Here is a 20,446-nt window from a genome sequence, read left to right on the forward strand (position 1 = left end):
CCTAGCTGGCCGGTGTGAACTTGATCCAGTCATAATACGCCCGCACCGGGGAACCCGGATAAATAAATTTACCTGTCCAGTATTGCTCTGCAGCATTTGCTCCCGCCCACATGTTCACCATGATACGTCCAGGAAGGGAAGGTAGCGGCCCGCGAGAGCCATTTTCCGTATGGACCAGCTGTCCGTCCACATACCATTTAATGTAGCTTGGCGACCACTCAAAGGCATAATCATGGAAATCAAGGGAAGCATCAAACCCAAGATCAATAATTGTGCTGTGTCCGCCAACACCGTCCGTGAAATAGTTCGTTTCCAGTTTCGTCGTATCCTTGCCAAGAATCTCAATATCAATTTCATGGGCCAACGAGATATTAGGATCTGGACTAGGATTGTAGTAAGTAAATAAGGAAGTTACAAGTCCTGTTCCCTTCGCTACTTTCATCCGCGCTTCAACACGTCCATAACCGTAGCGTTCCTGGGCAACATATTCCCCGGAGGCAAAGGGCTTGCCGTCACAGGTAGAGGGACACCCTGCATTATCAAGACGAAGGGCCATAATTCCATTGTTAAACTCAATGTTGCCCGGCTTCCAGCGTACGCCAAAGTCCGAGCCGTTCGACCAGTCTGAACGATAGAACTTACTGGAATCAAAGGCATTCAAATTTTCTGTGAACCCGGTTGCCGCCGAAGCAGGAATGACCAATAGCAAGCTTACGCCTAGCATCATTGCACTCAACATACCGCGAATCTTCTTGGACATCATCTTCTTCATCTTAATTATCCCTCCTAATGGATTCTGGCGAAAAACTGCGGGAGATAACGCCGGTTCTGCTCCAGCATTTCATCCAGCATTCTCTCAACATCATTTACGGAATAGGTCAACGGATGATGTGTCAAAGCCAGTAGTGCCATTCCCCGGTCCCCGGTAACGGCCGCTTCGATAGCCAATTGCTCATAGGTTTTTACAGATCGAATCAACCCCTTTGCCGCTTCTGGAACAACCTGGACCGGCTGAACCAGAGGCCCCTCACTCGTTACTTGGCAATTCACCTCAATAAAGGCATCCTTCGGGAGAAAATCCAAGGTATTTCCATTAGCGACATTCAGTGTCTGGATGTCCCTGGAATTATTGTACAGAGAATTCATTAATTTTACAGCAGCCTCAGAGTAGTAGGCTCCTCCCCGCTGCTCCAATTGTTTTGGCTTTTCCTTCAACTCAGGGTCCTTATAGATCTCGAACAATTCATCCTCCAGATGTTGAACCGTCTCGGCGCGCGTCTCCCCACGGGAGGCTGCCTGCTGCTGTTCCTCCAGCATTTCTCGCTGCAAATAGAAATACTTCAGATAGTAAGATGGAATAGCCTTCAGGGATTGGAGCAAAGTGCCGTTCCAGGCAAACTGCGGAACATTGCGCGCGGAGTACCCTTCCTTGTTGGCCAGCAGCTCCGCCAGCTTGGACTTGCCATCAATAGTAATCTGACTGATCCAATGCAGGTGATTAAGACCCACAAACTCGCAGTGGATACGCTCAATTGGTACTTCGTACAAGGAGGACAGCCATTTATAGGCCGCAATCGGTGAATTGCACAGGCCGATGGAACGAACACGGGAATACTTCTGAATCGCCTCGGTCACCATCCCCGCCGGATTCGTGAAGTTAAGCATCCAGGCATCCGGGCAGAGCTCTTCTATGTCTTTGCAGATATCCAGAAGCACAGGGATCGTCCGCAAAGCCTTCATCATCCCGCCTGGTCCCGTTGTCTCCTGACCGATCATGCCGTATTTCAACGGAATTGTCTCATCCCAGGCCCGTGCTTGCAGCAGCCCCACCCGCATCTGGGTGGTGACGAATGTCGCTCCGATCAGTGCAGAGCGTCGATCCATTGTCATCTCCAGCTTAATGGGCAGTCCTGATGCTGCAATCATACGCCCCGCCAGCTGCCCAACGATCTTCAGCTTGTGCGCTCCTTCCGGAATATCCACAAGTACAATTTCGCTGACCGGCAAAGTCTCATAATTTTGAATGAAGCCTTCAATTAGCTCGGGTGTATACGACGAGCCTCCTCCGATGACTGCGATCTTCAGTTCCCGCTTCATGCTTGCTCCTCCTTTACTGACAACCCTTCATTTAGTCGGTCATACACCCCATCCTCCACGGGATGCTCGGACTTCTCCATAGCTAGCAGAATAGCACCCGCCACCGGTTCCATCGTTAACCGCCGCAAGCGGCACCCGGGAGCTAACGGCTTGATCATCTCCTCGATCTGAGGTGTGATGAATCTGTGATCGCTTCGGGTCAGTACGCTACCAACCAGAACAAGGTCGAAGTGATCCTGCATCATGCCCAGCCTGCGAATAACGGCGGCTGCAGTCTTGCCAAGCTCGCGGCCTTGCCGCTGAAGAATCGCCCTCGCTGCTTCATCTTGCTCTGCCACCTGGAACAACAGCTTGGTTAGATGTCTCGGAGCCTTTGCGCCACGGTCGAGATAATTATGGAACAAACGCTCCACCGAGGGATACTCCAGCGTTTGCAGAACGGCTTCGGTGAGGAGGGTCGAGTTCTCCCTCCCCTCCCAAGCGCGAATTACCGTGCGGAATACCTCCACCGCCAGCTCGCTGCCACCGCCGAAGTCACCGAACATGTATCCAAAGCCTCCAACCTGCAGGGATTCACCCTGCTTGTTCATTCCATAGCAGTTGGTGCCGCTGCCGCAAACCAGGACAACGCCATCCGCTTGCCGTGTGCCTGCCCGCAAGCCGATCTCTGTATCGCATACGATGCCATGCTGTGGAAATTGCATATCTGCAATCATCGGTCTCAGCACCCGAAAATCTGCCTCCCGGTCGGCACCAGCCAGGCCAAACATGGCATAGCTAAGCTGATTACGAGTAATACCTGCTTGTTTGATAGCTTCGTCTGTCGCCTGTTGAATACTGTGTCGTGCCAGCTCCGCCTGAACCTGGTGATTGCCGCACCCGCTCAGCCCGCGCCCCATAATTGTGCCCTGTTCATCGGTGACGACGGCCAAGGTTTTGCTTCCGCCGCCGTCTATTCCCAAATAGTAGTTCAACGCTGTTCTCTCCTATTTCAGCTTACTTAAGTTCTCCTGCCATCTCTCTGTCTTATATTTCAGCAATTTGGCATATCCCGCCTGCTGTGCGTCCGCTTCAGCCTTATCGAGCGTCGCAGCCACCTCTTCCTCAGACTTCGCATTCATAACGGCCGAGGCCAGGGCCTTGGTATAGATATCAAGCACACTTTGAGCCACAATTCCTTCCTCACTGTCCCCCGCCGGATCCAGATTGGTAAATTCCGTCGTGTTATATTGTGTCTTCCAAGTAATTTCCGATTGCCATCTTGATTCCCAGTTCTGCTTTTCTGGAGGAAGTGTGGATTCAAACTTCATCTTTGAATTATCCACGTATACGGTATTGCCCACCCATTGAAAGTTGACCGTAGCATTCATCAATTCATCGCGGCCTTTCGGATCTGAAGTGAACTTCTCCGTGAACTTAGGAGCATCTTCTTCATCCACGCCGTCCCAATACAAACCCTCCGGTCCCCACATGATGATTCGTTGTCCCTCAGGACCCGTCATCCAATCGAGGAAGGCGAAGATTGCTTCCGGGTTCTTGGCGGAGCGGGTAATCACATTAACGTTCCAGCCCTGTTGCTTGTAATCGCCGGGATAAATTTTGTTCTTATCCAGCCCTGCCTTATGGATAGGCCATACCATGATATAGCCGGCCTCCGGATCTTCTGCGGACAGCAGGGCATTGCCGATAGCCCCATACTCTGTTGGACTTGAGGCTACATACACCGCGATTTGTCCATTCCGCACCTTCTGCTCGACCTGCTCCAGCTTTTGTGTGAATGCATCCTGCGAAATCAAGCCTTCACGGTACAGCTTATTCGCATATCCGATGCCTTCTCTGAACACGGGGTCAGTAAAAAGCGAATTCAATTGATTCCCCGAAGGGACACCCTTCATAGCGGTAAAGGTATAAGGATAGTTCTCGCCAAACGCCGAGGTTAGTATCTCTATACCGGAACCTCCCTGGCCCACTTCCAAAGGTACGACACCCGGATAATTGGCCTTCACCTGCTTCAGATAAGCATAGAGATCATCGGTGGTCTCCAAAGGCGGGGCGCCAAGCTCGTTGTAGATCTTCTTATTGACCAGATACCCTGCATTGCCGTTAGGCTGCGTCGTATACCAGTTAGGGAACTGGTAGAGCTTCCCGTCCGGTGACCGGAGCATATCAAGCGTCGAGTCCCCGGCCCATTTCTTCAAATTGGGGTACTTCTCCAAATAGTCATCAAAAGGAACCAGCATGCCCGCCGAGCGCAGCTTCTCCACATCCGCTCCCCGTTCCATCCAGATCACATCCGGCAGTTCTCCGGACACAATCATGGTGCTCAGCTTCTGCTTCGCATTACCGCCGGAACTGATAGGCTCCACCGTGACTTGTTTGTTCTCTTTAATCCACTTGGTGGACAGGTCCTCTCCCCAGTTGGGCATCGTATACCAATCATAGTGACCATAGAAGGTGAAGGTGAGCGGCCCCGATTCTCCCGCAGCTTCTCCTCCGCCTTGCGGCGACCCTTCATTAGCTTTGTTGTCTGCTCCTCCGCCTCCGCCCGAGCAAGCGGTCAACGCCAGCACGGCGGCCAACATGGCTGGCAGCACCAGCCTTTTCGTGATTTTCCAATGGATCCGATGCTTCATACAAGACTCCCCCTCATTTGCGGAACTATTCCTTCAAAGACCCGATCATAACGCCCTTCACAAAATACTTCTGAACAAACGGATACACGCACAAAATGGGTACTGTCGCGACCATCATCGTTGCCATGGACAACGACTTGGTGGTTACTGTCTTCATCCGGTTCAAATGGCTGGCAGCGGCTGAGTCCATCTGCGACATCTGCTCCAGCATGATGTTCGAATTCAATATCTGCTGTAGCTTCGTTTGTATTGGCAGCAAATCAACGTTGGAGATATAAATGCTAGGGGCAAACCAGTCATTCCAGTGATACACCGCTGTGAACAAGGCCAACGTCGCCAGCACGGGTCCGGACAGCGGCAAGATAATCCGGAACAGCACCCCCCAGTTGGAGCAACCATCGATGCGGGCTGATTCGTCCAGACCGGCTGGCATGCCTTTGAAGAACGTACGGAATATAATCATATTCCACACACTGATCAGTCCCGGCACGATCATGACCCAAAACGTATCAATCAATTGCAGTTCACGAATCAGCAGGTACGTAGGAATGAGTCCGCCGCTAAAGAACATAGTGACGATGCACACCACCATATAGAGCTTGCGTCCAATCAACCAGGTTTTGGTCATCCCATAGGCAAAAATAGCTGTAGCCAGAATCGACAGAAAGGTTCCTACCACCGTTCTTAACACAGATACGCCAAAGCCGCCCAGCAGCCGGTCGTCCTTGAATACCACTGCATAGTTCTCCAAGGTAAGCTCCCTGGGCCAGAAGGTGATGCCTCCTCGCATCGTGTCATTCCCGCTATTGAAGGAGATTACAGCAGCATTCCAGAAGGGATAAAAAGCGGCAAACCCCAGCAAGAACAGTAGAATATAAATGACCGCGGACAGCGTCTTGTCGCCCTGAGTCAGCTTCATTGCGTCTTCCCTCTCTTCCGATTGGCGTGCTTGTCAGGATAAACGGCGGCTACCATAGGCTGTTCCCCGACCGGCGGGCTGCATAGTTAGCCCCGGCCAGCAGCGCCACACTAAGCACTCCCTTAAACAATCCGACAGCCGTGGCATAAGAATATCTGTTGTTCTGAATCCCTACGCGATACACATAAGTGTCAATTACATCCGCAACATCCCGCAACACCGGATTGGCGCCCAGCAGCAGGATGTCCTCAAAGCCCGCATTCAGCAAATTGCCAATGTTCAGAATGAGAAAAATGATAATGACCGGTAAGATGGAAGGCAGCGTAATAGAGAACATTTGCCGCAGCCGGCTGGCTCCATCCATCGCTCCCGCTTCATACAGTTGAGGATCTATGCCGGCAATCGCGGCCAGATACACGATGGAAGAGAAGCCAATCTCCTTCCATACCCCTGTCGTCACAAGAATGGTCCAGAAATACTCCGGAACGGATAAGAAATTGATAGGCTCGTCAATCAGGTTAAGCTGCTGCAACAAAATATTGAAGCTTCCATTATCCGTTGACAGCAACGAGGTAACAAAGCCGGAAACAATAACCCAGGAAATAAAATGTGGTAAATAACTGATTGTCTGAATGGTTCGTTTGAACACTCGGTTATGCACCTCGTTCAGCATCAACGCGAGCAGGATCGGGGCCGGAAATCCGATAAACAGCTTGAGCAAACTGATGACCACCGTGTTGCGAATCACACTCCAGAACTCAGGAGCATGAAAGAATCTTTCGAAATGCTTGAAGCCCACCCACGGACTTGACATGAAGCCCGTAAAAATGTTGTAATCCTGAAAAGCCATCAGTACTCCGTACATGGGGATATAGCTGAATACCAGGATGAACAGCAGTGCCGGCAAGACCATTAGCTGAACATCCCACTGTCTAAGGAAATTCTCCGCCAACTTGGGATTACGGCCCCGGCCGAGCCGTTTCAAAGCTTTTTGCTCTTTGTGTATACTGGGTTGCAGCAGCGTCCCCTCCTTTTTTTGAAGAAAAGACCTTACGCGTCTATCTCTCGCGTAAGGTTTTCTTCCATTTGAGACTATTTTATAAGCTTATCTGGCTATATTCTCCCGTTAAATGTCTGAAAAGCAACGATATTTTACTGAAAATTGGAGGGGTAATGTTAAATCCATAAATATGAAACTTGCAGTGTTATGTTTATGTTATTTTCATGGGAATTGAAAGCGCTCTTCTCTATTTTGAAGTTCTATGAACCCGAGCGTGCTTGGGAGACATATCGAAATGCTTGCGGAATAAGTGATTAAAGTTGGATAAACTACGAAAGCCACATTCCATCGCAATGTCGCTAATTTTGTGCGGGGTAGTTTCCAGCAGCCGAAGCGCATGCTCCAGACGAAGCTGAATGAGGTATTCCAGGGGAGGCCTTCCCACGGCCCGGCGAAAAATATCGCTAAAGCGGGAGGGACTAAGATAGGCGGAAGCGGCCAACTCTTCCAGCGTCCAGGGATGAGCCAGCTTCTCCTCCATGACATGAATGATCTGTCTCACCTTCTCCAACTGCATAGAGCCAATCTCCGAACGGCTTTGATTCGCCACATCTGAACGAAAATAGCGATTTACGCAGGACAAGAATTGCAGCAGCAAGGCATGAACCATTGAAATGTAGGAACGTTGCTCCTGCTCATGTTCCTTCAGCACGGCTTGCAGCAAATTACGCAGTTCACCGATGTACGGCGAATTTCGATCCAGCAGATTTGTAAAATGAATGCCCATCTCTTTAAACGGGGCCAAAATCTCCGGATCGTACCGAAGGTTTCCGGCGAACCAGGCCATATCAAACTCAATGACCTGAATGACCAGATCGCGCATTTCGTAGGCACAATGCAGATCATTGGAATTGATCAGGAGAATATCACCCTCCTTGAATTCAAAGGACTTCCCATTAATGATGTAGTAGCCACAACCGGAGGAAATATAGTTAATCTCCAGCACGTCATGCCAATGCAGCTTCTGGTAGTGGGTGTTCACACCCACCGTTTCTGCAATATAAAGAGGATATCTTTTGTCCAGCAATACTTTCTCCCTGGGGATAGCTGCCCCCAATCCGGCCAATTTCATGATCGACTCCTCTCCTTTTGAGGCAAAGTGTCCAAGCTGCACTTGTAGGGCTAACACTACTTTACGTATAAATATACCATTAATGAGACTTACCGGATACTTGGTTTCATCGATGTTTCGCCTTGTATTGACCTCTCGGATGGCTTGCCTCCGGTTTCCTTGACCGCTCCTTGTTATGCAGAACTCTCTTTACAACTACATAGAGTAACTGTTATATTATAAGTATAACAGTTATAACAAGGAGGTGGCGATCATTGATCATCCATTTAGATATGCAATCGGAGGTTCCCATTTACACGCAGCTTGAACACCAGATTGTCGAAGGTATTGCCGCAGGCAAGCTGCAGCCGGGAGAACTGCTGCCCTCTGTCCGCCAGCTCGCTTCGGATGTAGGAATTAACCTTCATACCGTCAATAAGGTGTATACGCGTTTAAAGCAAGAGGGCTATATTTTGGTCCACCGGCAGCGGGGAGTCGTCGTAAATCCGGAGGGGATGCCTTCTGCGACAAGCGAATTTCTGGAGAAGCAGGCCGTCGAGCTTAGACCCATTATTGCAGAAGCGATCCTCAGAGGAATGAGCCGGCAAGAGCTGGCGGAGGTTATGGAGCGGATCTACGCAGAGATTGCCCTGCCGAAGAAGGAGGAATCATAATGTCAACGCTATCCATCGTTGTGTTAACGCTCATCTTTATCCCACTCATCTCATCGCTCGCCTTTATGCCGTATTTGACCCGGGAGACCGTCAGCTTTGGCATTTCGATCAGCGAAGAGATTTACCGCAGCGAGCCTGTACGCCGTATGCGAAAAAATTATGCTCTAATTAGCTTGCTCCTATATGGGCTGTTGTATCTCATATGCGCCTTTGCCCTTCTCCGTTCCGGTCATCAGGACCGATTAGAGGAAAGCATCTGGCTGCCACTGTTTATCTTTCTGTTGATTGCCTTATCTTCGGGACTGTTCCTTTATTTCCATGTTAAAATGAAACAACTGAAGCGTACACTTCCTGCAACCGCTAAGGCAAAATCCATTTTGACCGTAGATACAAAATACCGTCAGAACAAACTGGCTGTATCTAATCACTGGTTCTGGCTGCATGCAGCACTAATTGCCGGTAGTGTTGTGTATATGCTGGCGAATTATGACCGGATTCCGGGACAGATCGCCCTTAAGTATGATTTCCAGGGAAATATTGTCGAAAGCGCCGCCAAATCGTATGGTACCGTCTTTTCCCTTAATGCTGCCCAGCTTATGATGCTGTTGCTGTTCCTCTTCATTAACTGGAGTATTCAGCACAGCAAACAGCAGACTTATGCCGGGGATCCTGAACGCTCCATTCGGCAAAGCTCGATTTTCCGTCATCGGTGGTCCGTCTTTAGCTTGTTATCTTCCTTTATGACGATCGGCTTGTTCTCCTTCCTGCAATTGAATATGATTGAGCCGATGCATACAAATGTGATGATGTCCGTAAGCCTTGCCATTCCACTCTTTGTCGTCCTGTTCGCCATCATTTTATCTTTCCTGACGGGTCAAGGCGGCAGCAGGATCAAACGTCCGGCCAAGGGATCAAGCGTACAGCCGGTAGATGATGATCACTTGTGGAAGCTGGGGGTATTTTATTACAACCCTTCCGACCCTTCTGTTTTCGTTGAAAAAAGGAGCGGGATCGGCTGGACGATTAACCATGCGCACCCGGCGGCCTGGACCATTGTAGGTGTTATCTTGATTATTGTGATCGTATCGATTTTGATTTCCACATAATTATTCATGGGATGAAATAATCATCATCATTTCTTGAGGAGGATTTACGATGTTAAAGAAAAACTTGAAAGCTGCAACCGTCCTATCCCTGGCCATATCCATCTCTCTTCCGGCAACAACAGCCTTTGCAGGGGACTCCGATCCATCTGTTCTGGTTCCGCTGCGCAGCACAGCCCAATCCCTGGGTGCCAAGGTCCATTGGAACCAGGCTGAGCAGAGCGTCACCATCACCAAGAACAATCAGACACTGATCATTCGCCTTGGTCATAAACATTCCGTGCTGCTTAACGGAAAAGAAATCGCTATTCGCACACCGGTACAAGTGAAGGATGGAAATGTTGTCATCGACCGCGAAATTCTGGATCAGGCGCTGGCCAGCTCTGCCGTTGAGTCAGACCCTGCCGATATCTTTATTGAAGCGCTGCAAGCAGGGAATGGTTCTGCCGCCGCGGCATTGACTGCAGAATCCATTGCTCCTGCCCTTCCGGCTGCCGCATTGAACGGGCTCTGGTCCAATTATGAGCAGCTCTTCGGCAAGGTCAAGGGACAAGCGACGAAGACCGAAACTGTAAACAGCGTGCATAGAAGCGTATCTTATACTTTTCTTACGGAAGCAGCTGGCTTCCAGATCATCCTGAGACTGAATGAGGGCGGAAAAGTTGATGATTACTATATCAATACATCGCTGCCGCAGACTTACCAGGCGCCTGCCTATGAGCGGGCTGGAGTTTATACAGAGCAAGAGATTACGGTGGGGAGCGGAGCTTTGGCCTTGCCGGGGACTTTAACCCTGCCTGCCGGTGAGAATGCCGGAACAGCACCATTTCCTGCTGTCGTGCTTGTCCATGGCTCAGGTCCGCAGGATCGTGATTCAACGATCGGCGGCGCCAAAGTATTCCGTGATTTGGCCGTCGGGCTTGCGGCCCAAGGTGTTGCTGTCCTCCGTTATGACAAAGTAACCTACGAGCATTCCTTGAAGGTATCGCTGAATCCAACCTTCACGTTGAAGCGCGAAACCGTCGATGACGCGCTGGCTGCAGTCGAGCTGTTGAAAGGAATGGATAACATCGACTCATCGCGAATCTACGTGGCTGGTCATAGTCAGGGCGGCTACGCTGTACCGCTGATGATACAAGCGGATGCGGGCAAGAACATCGCCGGGGCAATCATTCTCGCCGGACCTGCCGGCAAATTTGCCGATATTCTGGCTCTGCAGCAAAAAGAGCTTGTAGCCCGCGTGAAGCAGCTCGGTATGGACTCCACCCTATACGAGCAGCAAGCAGCCCAGTACATTGCCATCGCTGATATCGTGAATGACCCGCAGTATACTACAGAGAATATGCCTGCCAATTTCCCGATGCAGCCCGCTTTTTGGTGGTTTGAGCAAAAGAGCTATGCAGCCTCGGAGCTTGCTGCCAAGCAAGCAGGGCCGCTGCTGATCCTTCAGGGCGAAAATGACTGGCAGGTTCCTGCCGGACAATTGGACCTCTGGAAGCAGGCGCTCAAGAACCGTTCCGATGTGGAATACAAGCTGTATCCAAAGGTCAATCACCTGCTGTCCGAATATGATGGGCTCTCGATCGGCTCAGAATATGCAGCTCCGTCCAATGTTGACGAGTCGATCATTGAAGACATCGCCAGCTGGATCAACCGTGTGAAGCCGTAAGCAAAAAGGCCAACCAGAGATTCTGGTTGGCCTTTTAATACGAAGAGGGTGTTCCAAAAGCCATCTATGATGACTGCTTATGTCTCCCTCTTCATCGGAATTATGCGTTCGATTGGGCTTAGGTGGATAAAGGCATTAAGAATTGCTGGTGTGGGGGCTCATGTGACGATTTTAATGCAAAAAGGCACTATAATTGCTGGCGGGGGAGCTCATGCGACGATTTTAATGCACAAAGGCACTATAATTCGCTGCTGGAGCCGGGCCGAGCTTATTTTAGTGCCAAAAGGCATTAAAATTCGTTGCTGGGGCCGGGCCGGGGCTCATACGACGAATTTAGTGCAAAAAGGCATTATAATTACTGACATGGGAGCTCATGTGACGATTTTAATGCAAAAAGGTACTATAATTACTGACATGGGAGCTCATGCGACGATTTTAATGCAAAAAGGCATTAAAATTCGCTGCTGGAGCCGGGCCGAGCTTATTTTAGTGCCAAAAGGCATTATAATTCGTTGCTGGGGCCGGGCCGGGGGCACATACGACGAATTTAGTGCAGAAAGGCATTATAATTGCTGGCGGGGGGAGCTTATACGGCGAAATAATGCTACAAGAGCGAACGAACAAAAAGTTGGGCAGAAAAGGGCCAGTGCCTTTTCTCGGCCAACTTTTTGTTTCGGGGACTTATCGGACAGCCCCTTTCACATAATACACACAGCTTTATACATACACGCGGATTCTGTTTAGGAGCCTGTTTACAACAAAGACCCCTCACGAGCTGTAAGCACCATGGCAATGCTGTCCAGGATCTGCCGCGAGGATTCTGCCTGAAATGGATCCTGCCGGAACACAACGGCATCTGCCAGCAGGCCTTCCGCGACGGCTCCCAGTTGCTGCTCCGCATCCAGAATGCGAGCTGCGTTAGAGGTTGCGGACTGCAACGCCTCCTCCCAGGAAAGGCCGTATTCACGCAAGGTACCGAGCTCCATCAGGTTGCTGCCGTGCAATGCAGGCGTGGCATAATCCGTGCCGAAGCCGATCAGCACGCCTTCCCGCTTGGCATATTCCACTGCCCGGGGATGTGCTTCAGCCGCACGGGCCGCACGGTCACTGATCAGCGGAGGAAGAGCCAACACACCCTTAGGATCAGCGGCGATTCGGTAAATCGATGCTGTTGGAACATAAGCCACGCCAGCAGCCGCCATTCTTCCTGCCTGATCGGCCGTTAGAAACATCCCATGCTCAACAGAGGCTACTCCTGCCTGAATCGACCAGTCGATCGTTACGCCTCCCCAGCTGTGTACGAGCACCTTTTTTCCATGGTCATGGGCGTATTTTACGATAAAGGCAAATTCCTGCTCAGAAAAGTTCGGTTCAAGCACCTTCTCCGTTGGAGCGCCTAAACCGCCGGTAGCCATAATTTTGATCCAGTCAGCTCCTGATGCAAATACTTCGTTCATCCGCACCTGCAAGTGCTCTATACCGCGGGCATCCGCCGCTCCGAACATCCCGTTGCTGGTAATGACTCTAAGCGGAAGCCCGTAATGCCGCAAAATATAATCTGCCGTAGGCTGTGCCAGACCGCCGGCATCTCTTGCCGTTGTAATGCCCGCTCGCAGCGTAGCCTCGAACGCTTTGGCCTGCATCGCCTCAATCTCTTGCGGGTCCCGCTTTAATTGATCGGCATGGTCGAAATCCGTCCAAGCCAAATGCGTATGCAGATCAATCAGCCCGGGGCTAATCCACAGCTCTCCATCCTGTTCCTCACGCTCTTCGCCAGTCTCTGCTTCATCCGCTTCGGATGCTCCATTCCGGTTGACAGCCTCATTCCGCTGCCCTGCTTTATTCCCGTTGACTGCCCCATCCCGCTCGCCTGACTCCTTCACGGACTGAAATTTCCCATGGCGGATTGAAATAACAAACCGCTTGTCCGGAATGCCCACGATATGGATTCCTTGAAAGTCCTTTTTCTCCGGCGCCTGCAAAATCATGCCCGTCCCTCCCATATCTCGGCGGCTGCGGTCAATGCAGCTTCCGGAGAATGCTTGAGCAGTTCGGCCAAGGTGATCAGTGCTGTACTGACACCCTCTTTACTCGCATTCAGTCCAAAATGGTTCACTCGCAGCAGTTGACCGAACAGCTCTCCATCCCCCGGTGCGACAATTCCGATCGTTTGATCTATATGCAAACGCGGTTCATCCGCAATGCGTATCGTCGAGGTCAGCGTGGAATAGAATTGGCTGTCTTGCTGCCACGGTGTAAGCCCCAGTTGAGCTGCTCCGGCATGAAGCGACGCTGCTGCCAGCTCATGACGGCGGATCACCTGCTCCAGACCCTCATCTTCGATGCGGGACAGCGCAGTAATTAGCGCCCTCCCCTCCAGAGAAGGCAGATTGGGCGGAACACGACGCGGAGCTGATCGGTCTGTGCTCGGCTTCAAGTCTAACAGCGACAAGATTGAATTGCGGGGCGCACGAGGATTGATCTCGATGAACTGCCAGCCGCGCGGCGAAATGCCGACTGCGCTGATCCCGTTCGGACCCGCCAACGCTTTTTGTGCACCGATAGCTACCAGATCCACGCCCCATTCATCCGTAAGCAGTTGTTCTCCACCAACGGCGGAGACAGAATCCATAATCGTCACCAACTGATATTCCCTGGCAACTTCGAGGATTTCCTTCGCCGGGTTCGAGCCTCCCGTGACAACCTCGGCCTGCACGAAAGAGATCGCGCATGGGCTGTGCCGTTTAATGGCCTCGTGAACCTCGCGGACCGTCACCACCTTGTCGAAGGATACCTTGACCTCCACGACCGTCGCTCCCCCGCGCTCCAGCCAGCTTCCAAACAGGCTCCCGTAGGGTCCGGTCACGATATTCAGAATCTTACGCCCGGGAGCTGCAATGCCTGCTGCCATGGCTTCAATGCCTAAAATTGCCTCACCCGGGATGACTACCGGGACATGTGCGGTTGAGAGTACGCTCGCGAACAGTTGTGTAATCCGGTCGAACTCGTCAAGCGACAACGGAGTATGGCTTGCGTTCAATTGACTCATGGTGTATCCCTCCTGCTATATGTTCCTGCCGGCATCTTGGGAACAGCGGACAGCAATTGATAGCCATACGCTGTATCCGGGCGGGCAAAGAAGCGCTCCTTCGAGTTGATCTCCACCAGCTGTCCATGACGCATAACGGCCACAGTATCACTAATGGCATGGATAACCCCCATATCATGGGAGATAAACAGCATCGTCAAATTCAACTCCTGCTTTAATGAAGCAAATAATTCAAGCACACTCAGCTGTACGGAGACATCGAGTGCGCTTGTCGGTTCATCCGCAATCAGCAGCTCAGGCTCCACACTAAGTGCCCGGGCAATAGCAATCCGCTGCCGCTGGCCGCCGGAGAATTCGTGCGGATAACGGTCCAATGCCGATCCGTCGATCTGAACACGAGCCAGCAATTCCAGACAGCGCTGCTCCAGCCCGCTGCGGCGAACGATGCCGTGAAACAGCAGCGCTTCGCTCAATAGCTGCCGAATCGACAATCTGGGGTTGAGCGAGGCATCGGGATTTTGAAAGATCATCTGGATTTTTTTGCGTTGAGCACGGCTCCTCTTCTTCGTGAGCGGCTCCTCACCGAGCGAGATAATGCCTTCATCCGGGACGATCAGCCCCGCGACAACGCGGGCCAAAGTTGACTTGCCGGAGCCGGATTCACCAACGAGCCCAAGGGTGGTATGCTCTTCAATATTTAATTGAATCCGATCAAGAGCCGTAACCCCGTCATAGCGTACGGTCAGATCCTCAATGTGCAATCCATGGCTCATCTCTGTTCTTCTCCCTCCAGTACCGGCACCGAAAGCACCGAATTAATCAGCATTTGCGTGTAAGCATCCTGAGGGGCTTGAAGGAGACTCAGCGTATCACCCTGCTCCACAATCTGTCCCTGTCTCATCACACAGAGGCGCGAGCACATCGCTGAGGCAACCGCCAGATTGTGGGTGACAAAGACCATCGCGAAACCAAGCTCCTGCTGTAAAGCGGAGATCGTCTCAATGATCTGCTCCTGAACGGTCACATCCAGCGCCGTGGTCGGCTCGTCGCAGAGCAGGATGCCCGGCTTGCAGGCCAGAGCAAGCGCGATAACGACCCGCTGACACTGTCCGCCGGACAGCTGGCTTGGATAGCGGTCCTTCTGCCGCAGCGAAAGCGGCAAGCCCAGCACCTCCAGCAGCTCCAGCGCAGCCTGGCGCGAGGCTCTGCGGCTCAGCCCTTGGCGGTAGGAGATTACCTCAGCAAGCTGCTTAACCACCGGACATAACGGATCTAACGAACCTCGAGGATCCTGAAATACCATTGCACTGCTGACAGAGCTCTTGATTTGCCCGCCCGTCTGTTCAATCCCTTGCGGCAGCAAGCCGAGAATAGCCCGTAGGGTCAGCGATTTGCCCGAACCGGATTCGCCGACCAGTCCAAGCGTCTCTCCCTTTCCTATCGAGAAGCTGACATTGTGCACCAGCTTAGGGTTAGCTCTGGATGACAGAGTCAATGCCTCTACTTCCAAAATCGGATTCATTGACATTATCTCCTCCTCCATAAGTCAGCCAGCCCATCCCCTACCAAGGATAAGGCAATCCCCGTATATACCACTGCCAATCCCGGCATGGCAGACAGCCACCAGGCTGTTGTAATGAATGACTGCCCATCGGAAATCATCGTCCCCCAGTCAGGGGTAGGCGGTGCAATGCCGATCCCCAAGTAACCAAGGGTAACGATCGCAACCAGCAGGCCCACCATATCGGTCATCAGCACCACCACCGCTTGAGGAAGCACGTTAGGCAGAATGTGGCGGAACATAATTCTAATGCCGGAAAGACCAAGAGTCTGCGCTGAGGCGACCCACTCCTGCTGACGAAGCGATACAGTAACTCCGCGAGTTACCCGGGCGAACACAATCCAGCCTACGAGCATGAAGGTGATGAAGATACCCCGCTGTCCAGCCCCGCTGGCAAATGCAACAATAATGACGATCAAATAAAAGGGAAATGCGATAAAGGTATCCGTGACCAGTGAAATGATATTATCTATCCATTTGCCGTAATAACCCGCCAGCATCCCCAAAAAGACCCCTGTACAGAAAGGAATGATCTCGGCCAGGACCATGATGGACAGATCGGTTCGTGCCGCATAAATGAGTCTTGTAAACAAATCCCGCCCCAGTTGATCCGTTCCTAGCCAATGCTCTGCTGAAGGCGGCTGAAGAAATGCACGCAGGTCCTGCGCAGAAGGGTCGTAGGGGCTAATTACCGGAATAAGAATCGCCAGCAGAACCAGGATGGCAAGCATAATGATGCCGCCCAGCAGTGTCGGATTCTTCAGAATCCGGCGCAGGGTGCCTTGGCTTTTCTGACTCGGGCCGGTTAGGTTGTGTGCGCTTATTGTTTTCATGACTTCCCCTTCGTTCTGGGATCCAGCCACCAGGATACGATCTCAACCAGAAGGCTGATGATCACAACGGCAACCGCACAGTAGAGGGCGATGCCTTGAATGACCGGGAAGTCCCGATTGGAAATGGAGGAAAAGAGCAAGCTGCCGATTCCTTTAATGCCGAAGACCTGCTCTACCACCAGTGTCCCGCCAATCAAATAGGACAGGTTGACCCCAAACAGCATGAGCGTCGGCAGAGCCGCATTTCGCAGCACATGCTTGAACAGAATGACCCTGCTTGGGATTTGAGCTGCTTTCAAAGTGACGATAAAATCAGACTCCAGCACGTCCAGCATCTGCGCACGCAGAGAACGGACAAGTGTAGGCATCTGAGAGAACGCAACCGTAATCGAGGGAAGAATCAGACTGTAGAACATGCCCCAGCCTTCACCCGCCCCTCCCACCGGGAACCAGCGCAGTCGTACTCCAAACAGGAGGATCAAGAGCAATCCAACCCAAAATACAGGCATTCCCATCGTAACCGTGGGAAAGATTCGGATCAGATGATCCGGCCACTTATTTTTATTGGTGGAAGCCAGGGTAGCCAACAGCAAGGCAATAACAATCGCAAGGACAGAGGACATCGCAATTAACAGCAGCGTGACCGGTGCGCGCTCCGCGATCAGAACCCGGGTCGAATTCCCGGATACAATCGAGTTGCCTGTATCTCCTTGCGTAAATAAATTACTTAGAAACCGAAGGAATTGTTCTCCTAACGAAAGATCAAGCCCGAGAGCATGATGCATGCTCCCGAGCGCTTCTGGCGTGGCATATTCACCTAGAATCATCTTCGCAGGGTCTCCCGGCACAATCCGAATCAGGAAAAATACAGCAATCATGACGCAGACGATGACAATGAAGGATCTTGCAGCCGTGATGAACAACCATCTGTAGGATGATCCCCGCTTTTTGGGGCCAGACGCATTAAGGACTTGACCTTCGTTCATCATTTCATTGCCCAATCCGGACTTCTTCAAAGCGGAGACTTCCGTTCGGCAATACGATCAGGCCGTCTACAGAAGAACGTACACCCTTCAGAATCTCAGGATAATACAGCGGAATGTATGGTACTTCATCGGCCAAAATTTGAAGCAGCTGGGCATAGGTGGCTGCACGTTCCTCTCCATCCTGCGTCTTCTGGCCTTCACGGAGCAATTTGGTTACTTCATCGTTGGTATAGTGAGTCCAGTACGACTTGCTGAAGCCGTCCGGATCTGTCTGGAATGCAATGATCGAGTTCGCTTCCGGCGAATCCGCTTGGCCGCTGTTAATCATCATCGAGAAGTCATAAGCGAAGAAGCGCTCACGGAACGCCGCCAACTCGATGGATTCGATCTCAATGTTAATGCCGATCTCTTTCCCTGCCGCCTGAATAATCTGTGCAGCTTGAGCTCGCGAGCTGTTCCCTGAGGCAATCAGCAGCTTGGTCGAAAAGCCGTTCGGGTAAGCCGATTGAGCCAGCTCCTGCTTAGCCGCCTCTACATTGAACTCCAGAGCCTTGACGGTGTCATTGGAGTTATATGGAATGGCCGTTGGCAGCAATGAGGTCGCTGTCTGGGCATAACCGAAGGTCAGTGCATTGGTCAATCCCTCGCGATCAATCGCCTGGGCCAAAGCGCGACGTACATGGACATCAGCAAAGTGTTCATCAAGGGTATTAAAGAAGATCTGCTCTGTCACCCAGCTGCCGTTCTCCGCAACGGCTGTGTCGGCCCCTTCCTTGATTTCATTGGCATTTTGCAAAGCCAGCGATTCAATCGCGTCCACTTCTCCAGCCTTGAGCTGGTTAATTGCTTGGCTATCATCCTCGATCAGCTTATATACGAGCTTGTCGATATAAGGCTTGCCTTCTTGCCAGTAATATGGATTCTTTGTAAAGGTAACGTCTCCGGTCGGATCCCAGCTTTCAACTACAAAAGGACCGGTTCCAACAGGCTGCTTAAAGAACTCTTCCTCACTCACGCCTCCAAAATCCTTAGGAATGATTCCGTTGGAGAAATTGGATAGCTCGGACAGGAACGGAGTGTACGCTTCCTGCAGGGTAATGACCAGGGTCTTCGCATCCTGCGCTTTGACTGAATCAACCTTGGCCGCAATCGCAAGCGGTCCTCCTACCTCTAAATGTCTTTCCAGTGAGAATACTGCATCCTCTGCAGTTACATCGGTACCATTCGAGAACTTCACGCCGTCCCGAAGCACAAAGGTATACGTAAGGCCATCCTCGCTAACGCTATGCGATTCGGCCAGCCAATCGACAATCTCCCCGTCACTATTGAAGGACAACAGCGATTCGAATACTTTGTCGATCGCAAACGCATTATTGGCCGTAATCTGATTATGAAGATCAAAAGAGTTCACTGCAGCCGGACGCCCATAAACAAAGGTTCCCCCCGTTGCTGCCTGGTCCGGATTCGCTCCGGAATTCCCTTCTGTTTGTCCGGCTTGATTCGTAGTCTGACCGGCATTCTCATTCGATCCAGAGGATGATTGGCCGCCGGAGCAACCTGCAACCAGGACCAATATGAGCAGGGTGCAAATACCTGTCACCCACAATTTTCTTGAAAATGCATACTTCTTCGACATCTTCCGACCTCCTGTCCGATAAATCCTATTGAATTAGTTTGAATAGTATTATGCACCGGGATTTGATATCTGTCAAACCTTAAATTTCAAGCGCCGCAAGGGATTCGAGGACTTTCTTCCAGCTATGGAAATGTATCCGTTTTTTTAAGATAGACAAGGTACAATAAAAAGCGCCAATTTGCTCATTGGAGAAAAATGACGCGATCGTTCTTCTTCTATAAAATTGTCATCTGATGTCTTCTATTATAGAATCATCATCATTCCCATATCCTTTGCCGCTTCCATCACCACAGGAGCAATCTCCTCCAACGTCTGCTGGGACATCCGGCTGACAGGTCCGGATACGGACAGGGCTGCAGCCAGTTCTCCCCTTCGGTTCAGAATCGGCACGGATACGGCCGCTGCCCCGGGTTCCCGCTCCTCATAACTGGTGGCGTATCCGATTTCCCGAATTCGCTCCAGTTGAGCTATATATTCGGCACGATCTACGCTTGAGGGCCACTCCGGGCTATTCAGAACAGATTGAAGCACTTCATCCGGAGCATAGGCTACCAATACCTTGCTCGAAGCGCCTACAAATAACGGTAATCTTGCTCCGACCGGAGCTACGCGCCGGATGGCCTGGTTGCTCTGCACAGCCTGAATACGCAGCCGATCCGTTCCATCCAGCAAGTACAGGCTAACCGTCTCGCCCAGTCTATCTCTTAGCTGCTCCATCCGCGGCTGCAGCAGGATCGCCGGCTCATCACCTTCCGACAGATGGACGGACAGCTCCCATATTTTCAGACCGAGCCTGTATTTCTCTGTCGCCGAATCACGGATAACAAATCCCTTCTCCTCCAAGGTCGTAAGCAAGCGATGCACCGTGCTTTTGTGAAGGCTGATCTCTCCGGCGATTTCCGTCAAGCTCAGATCTCTTTGCTTAGTAAAGCATAATAATATATCAAGCGCCCTCTCGACAGCGCGAACTGTTAATTTTCGCTCCTCCATCAGGGTTCATCCCTCTCTCTGTCGGTTTCACTATGTGAAACCTGGTTACATAAATTATAATCATGTCATCTGGAAAACGTCAATCTGCATCTATCCAATTATCTCCGCCGGATTGACAGAACCCATACCTCGTCATACGATTAAATCAGAAAATGCGAGTATTTTCGACATAAAATTCGTGTCTT

19 protein-coding genes are annotated in these 20,446 nt (G+C 51.4%); 4 read left to right on the forward strand and 15 right to left on the reverse strand.

All coding sequences use genetic code 11. The features are described 5' to 3' along the window. Nucleotide 1: 1 nt before the first annotated feature. The 7 genes from KI362_RS20300 to KI362_RS20330 all read right to left on the reverse strand — a co-directional run bounded on the left by KI362_RS20300 (nucleotide 2) and on the right by KI362_RS20330 (nucleotide 7,781). A complete protein-coding gene (locus tag KI362_RS20300) occupies nucleotides 2–772 on the reverse strand; it encodes a glycoside hydrolase family 16 protein (RefSeq protein WP_301629944.1) in 771 nt (256 codons plus the stop codon). Between the two features lie 14 nt (nucleotides 773–786). After that, nucleotides 787–2,097 (reverse strand): 6-phospho-beta-glucosidase, encoded by a 1,311-nt coding sequence (locus tag KI362_RS20305; RefSeq protein WP_301629946.1) that lies wholly within the window; start codon nucleotides 2,095–2,097, stop codon nucleotides 787–789. Then, the gene (locus KI362_RS20310; protein WP_301629948.1) at nucleotides 2,094–3,071 is read right to left on the reverse strand and encodes an N-acetylglucosamine kinase; all 978 of its coding nucleotides are present in this window, start codon (nucleotides 3,069–3,071) and stop codon (nucleotides 2,094–2,096) included. Before KI362_RS20310 ends, KI362_RS20305 begins: the two co-directional genes overlap by 4 nt. A gap of 12 nt (nucleotides 3,072–3,083) precedes the next feature. Next, on the reverse strand, nucleotides 3,084–4,730 hold the full coding sequence (locus tag KI362_RS20315; RefSeq protein ID WP_301629949.1) for an extracellular solute-binding protein: 1,647 nt from the start codon (nucleotides 4,728–4,730) through the stop codon (nucleotides 3,084–3,086). A gap of 25 nt (nucleotides 4,731–4,755) precedes the next feature. Further along, nucleotides 4,756–5,649 carry a carbohydrate ABC transporter permease gene (locus KI362_RS20320; RefSeq protein ID WP_301629951.1) on the reverse strand — a complete coding sequence of 298 codons (894 nt, stop codon included), beginning with the start codon at nucleotides 5,647–5,649 and terminating at the stop codon, nucleotides 4,756–4,758. Between the two features lie 49 nt (nucleotides 5,650–5,698). Next, on the reverse strand, nucleotides 5,699–6,562 hold the full coding sequence (locus KI362_RS20325) for an ABC transporter permease (RefSeq protein WP_301630026.1): 864 nt from the start codon (nucleotides 6,560–6,562) through the stop codon (nucleotides 5,699–5,701). 334 nt (nucleotides 6,563–6,896) lie between these two features. Further along, complete coding sequence (locus KI362_RS20330; protein WP_301629953.1) at nucleotides 6,897–7,781, reverse strand: AraC family transcriptional regulator; 885 nt, start codon at nucleotides 7,779–7,781, stop codon at nucleotides 6,897–6,899. A gap of 254 nt (nucleotides 7,782–8,035) precedes the next feature. On the opposite strand from KI362_RS20330, the gene KI362_RS20335 reads away from it, so the two are divergent. From KI362_RS20335 to KI362_RS20350, 4 genes are all read left to right on the forward strand, one after another. Next, nucleotides 8,036–8,434 (forward strand): GntR family transcriptional regulator, encoded by a 399-nt coding sequence (locus tag KI362_RS20335; protein ID WP_301629954.1) that lies wholly within the window; start codon nucleotides 8,036–8,038, stop codon nucleotides 8,432–8,434. Further along, complete coding sequence (locus KI362_RS20340) at nucleotides 8,434–9,540, forward strand: DUF1648 domain-containing protein (protein ID WP_301629956.1); 1,107 nt, start codon at nucleotides 8,434–8,436, stop codon at nucleotides 9,538–9,540. Before KI362_RS20335 ends, KI362_RS20340 begins: the two co-directional genes overlap by 1 nt. Before the next feature lie 49 nt (nucleotides 9,541–9,589). After that, complete coding sequence (locus KI362_RS20345) at nucleotides 9,590–11,206, forward strand: alpha/beta hydrolase family protein (protein ID WP_301629958.1); 1,617 nt, start codon at nucleotides 9,590–9,592, stop codon at nucleotides 11,204–11,206. Between the two features lie 69 nt (nucleotides 11,207–11,275). Further along, complete coding sequence (locus KI362_RS20350; protein ID WP_301629960.1) at nucleotides 11,276–11,950, forward strand: hypothetical protein; 675 nt, start codon at nucleotides 11,276–11,278, stop codon at nucleotides 11,948–11,950. Nucleotides 11,951–11,958: 8 nt separating this feature from the next. Here KI362_RS20350 and KI362_RS20355 read toward each other — a convergent pair whose 3' ends face one another. The 8 genes from KI362_RS20355 to KI362_RS20390 all read right to left on the reverse strand — a co-directional run bounded on the left by KI362_RS20355 (nucleotide 11,959) and on the right by KI362_RS20390 (nucleotide 20,261). Then, nucleotides 11,959–13,194: an amidohydrolase family protein gene (locus tag KI362_RS20355; protein WP_301629961.1), complete on the reverse strand. Its 1,236-nt coding sequence runs from the start codon at nucleotides 13,192–13,194 to the stop codon at nucleotides 11,959–11,961. Further along, nucleotides 13,191–14,255 carry an aminotransferase class V-fold PLP-dependent enzyme gene (locus KI362_RS20360; RefSeq protein WP_301629963.1) on the reverse strand — a complete coding sequence of 355 codons (1,065 nt, stop codon included), beginning with the start codon at nucleotides 14,253–14,255 and terminating at the stop codon, nucleotides 13,191–13,193. Before KI362_RS20360 ends, KI362_RS20355 begins: the two co-directional genes overlap by 4 nt. Then, the gene (locus tag KI362_RS20365; RefSeq protein ID WP_301629965.1) at nucleotides 14,252–15,028 is read right to left on the reverse strand and encodes an ABC transporter ATP-binding protein; all 777 of its coding nucleotides are present in this window, start codon (nucleotides 15,026–15,028) and stop codon (nucleotides 14,252–14,254) included. Before KI362_RS20365 ends, KI362_RS20360 begins: the two co-directional genes overlap by 4 nt. Continuing rightward, complete coding sequence (locus KI362_RS20370) at nucleotides 15,025–15,777, reverse strand: ABC transporter ATP-binding protein (RefSeq protein WP_301629968.1); 753 nt, start codon at nucleotides 15,775–15,777, stop codon at nucleotides 15,025–15,027. Before KI362_RS20370 ends, KI362_RS20365 begins: the two co-directional genes overlap by 4 nt. A 5-nt stretch (nucleotides 15,778–15,782) precedes the next feature. Further along, on the reverse strand, nucleotides 15,783–16,649 hold the full coding sequence (locus KI362_RS20375) for an ABC transporter permease (protein WP_301629970.1): 867 nt from the start codon (nucleotides 16,647–16,649) through the stop codon (nucleotides 15,783–15,785). After that, nucleotides 16,646–17,635, reverse strand: a complete 990-nt coding sequence (locus KI362_RS20380) for an ABC transporter permease (RefSeq protein WP_301629972.1) — start codon at nucleotides 17,633–17,635, stop codon at nucleotides 16,646–16,648. Before KI362_RS20380 ends, KI362_RS20375 begins: the two co-directional genes overlap by 4 nt. 4 nt (nucleotides 17,636–17,639) lie before the next feature. Further along, on the reverse strand, nucleotides 17,640–19,271 hold the full coding sequence (locus KI362_RS20385; RefSeq protein WP_301629974.1) for an ABC transporter substrate-binding protein: 1,632 nt from the start codon (nucleotides 19,269–19,271) through the stop codon (nucleotides 17,640–17,642). Nucleotides 19,272–19,514: 243 nt separating this feature from the next. Continuing rightward, on the reverse strand, nucleotides 19,515–20,261 hold the full coding sequence (locus KI362_RS20390; RefSeq protein ID WP_301629975.1) for an IclR family transcriptional regulator: 747 nt from the start codon (nucleotides 20,259–20,261) through the stop codon (nucleotides 19,515–19,517). Nucleotides 20,262–20,446 lie beyond the last annotated feature (185 nt).

This window comes from Paenibacillus apis, assembly GCF_018333295.1.
Classification (GTDB): Bacteria; Bacillota; Bacilli; order Paenibacillales; family Paenibacillaceae; genus Fontibacillus; species Fontibacillus antibioticophila.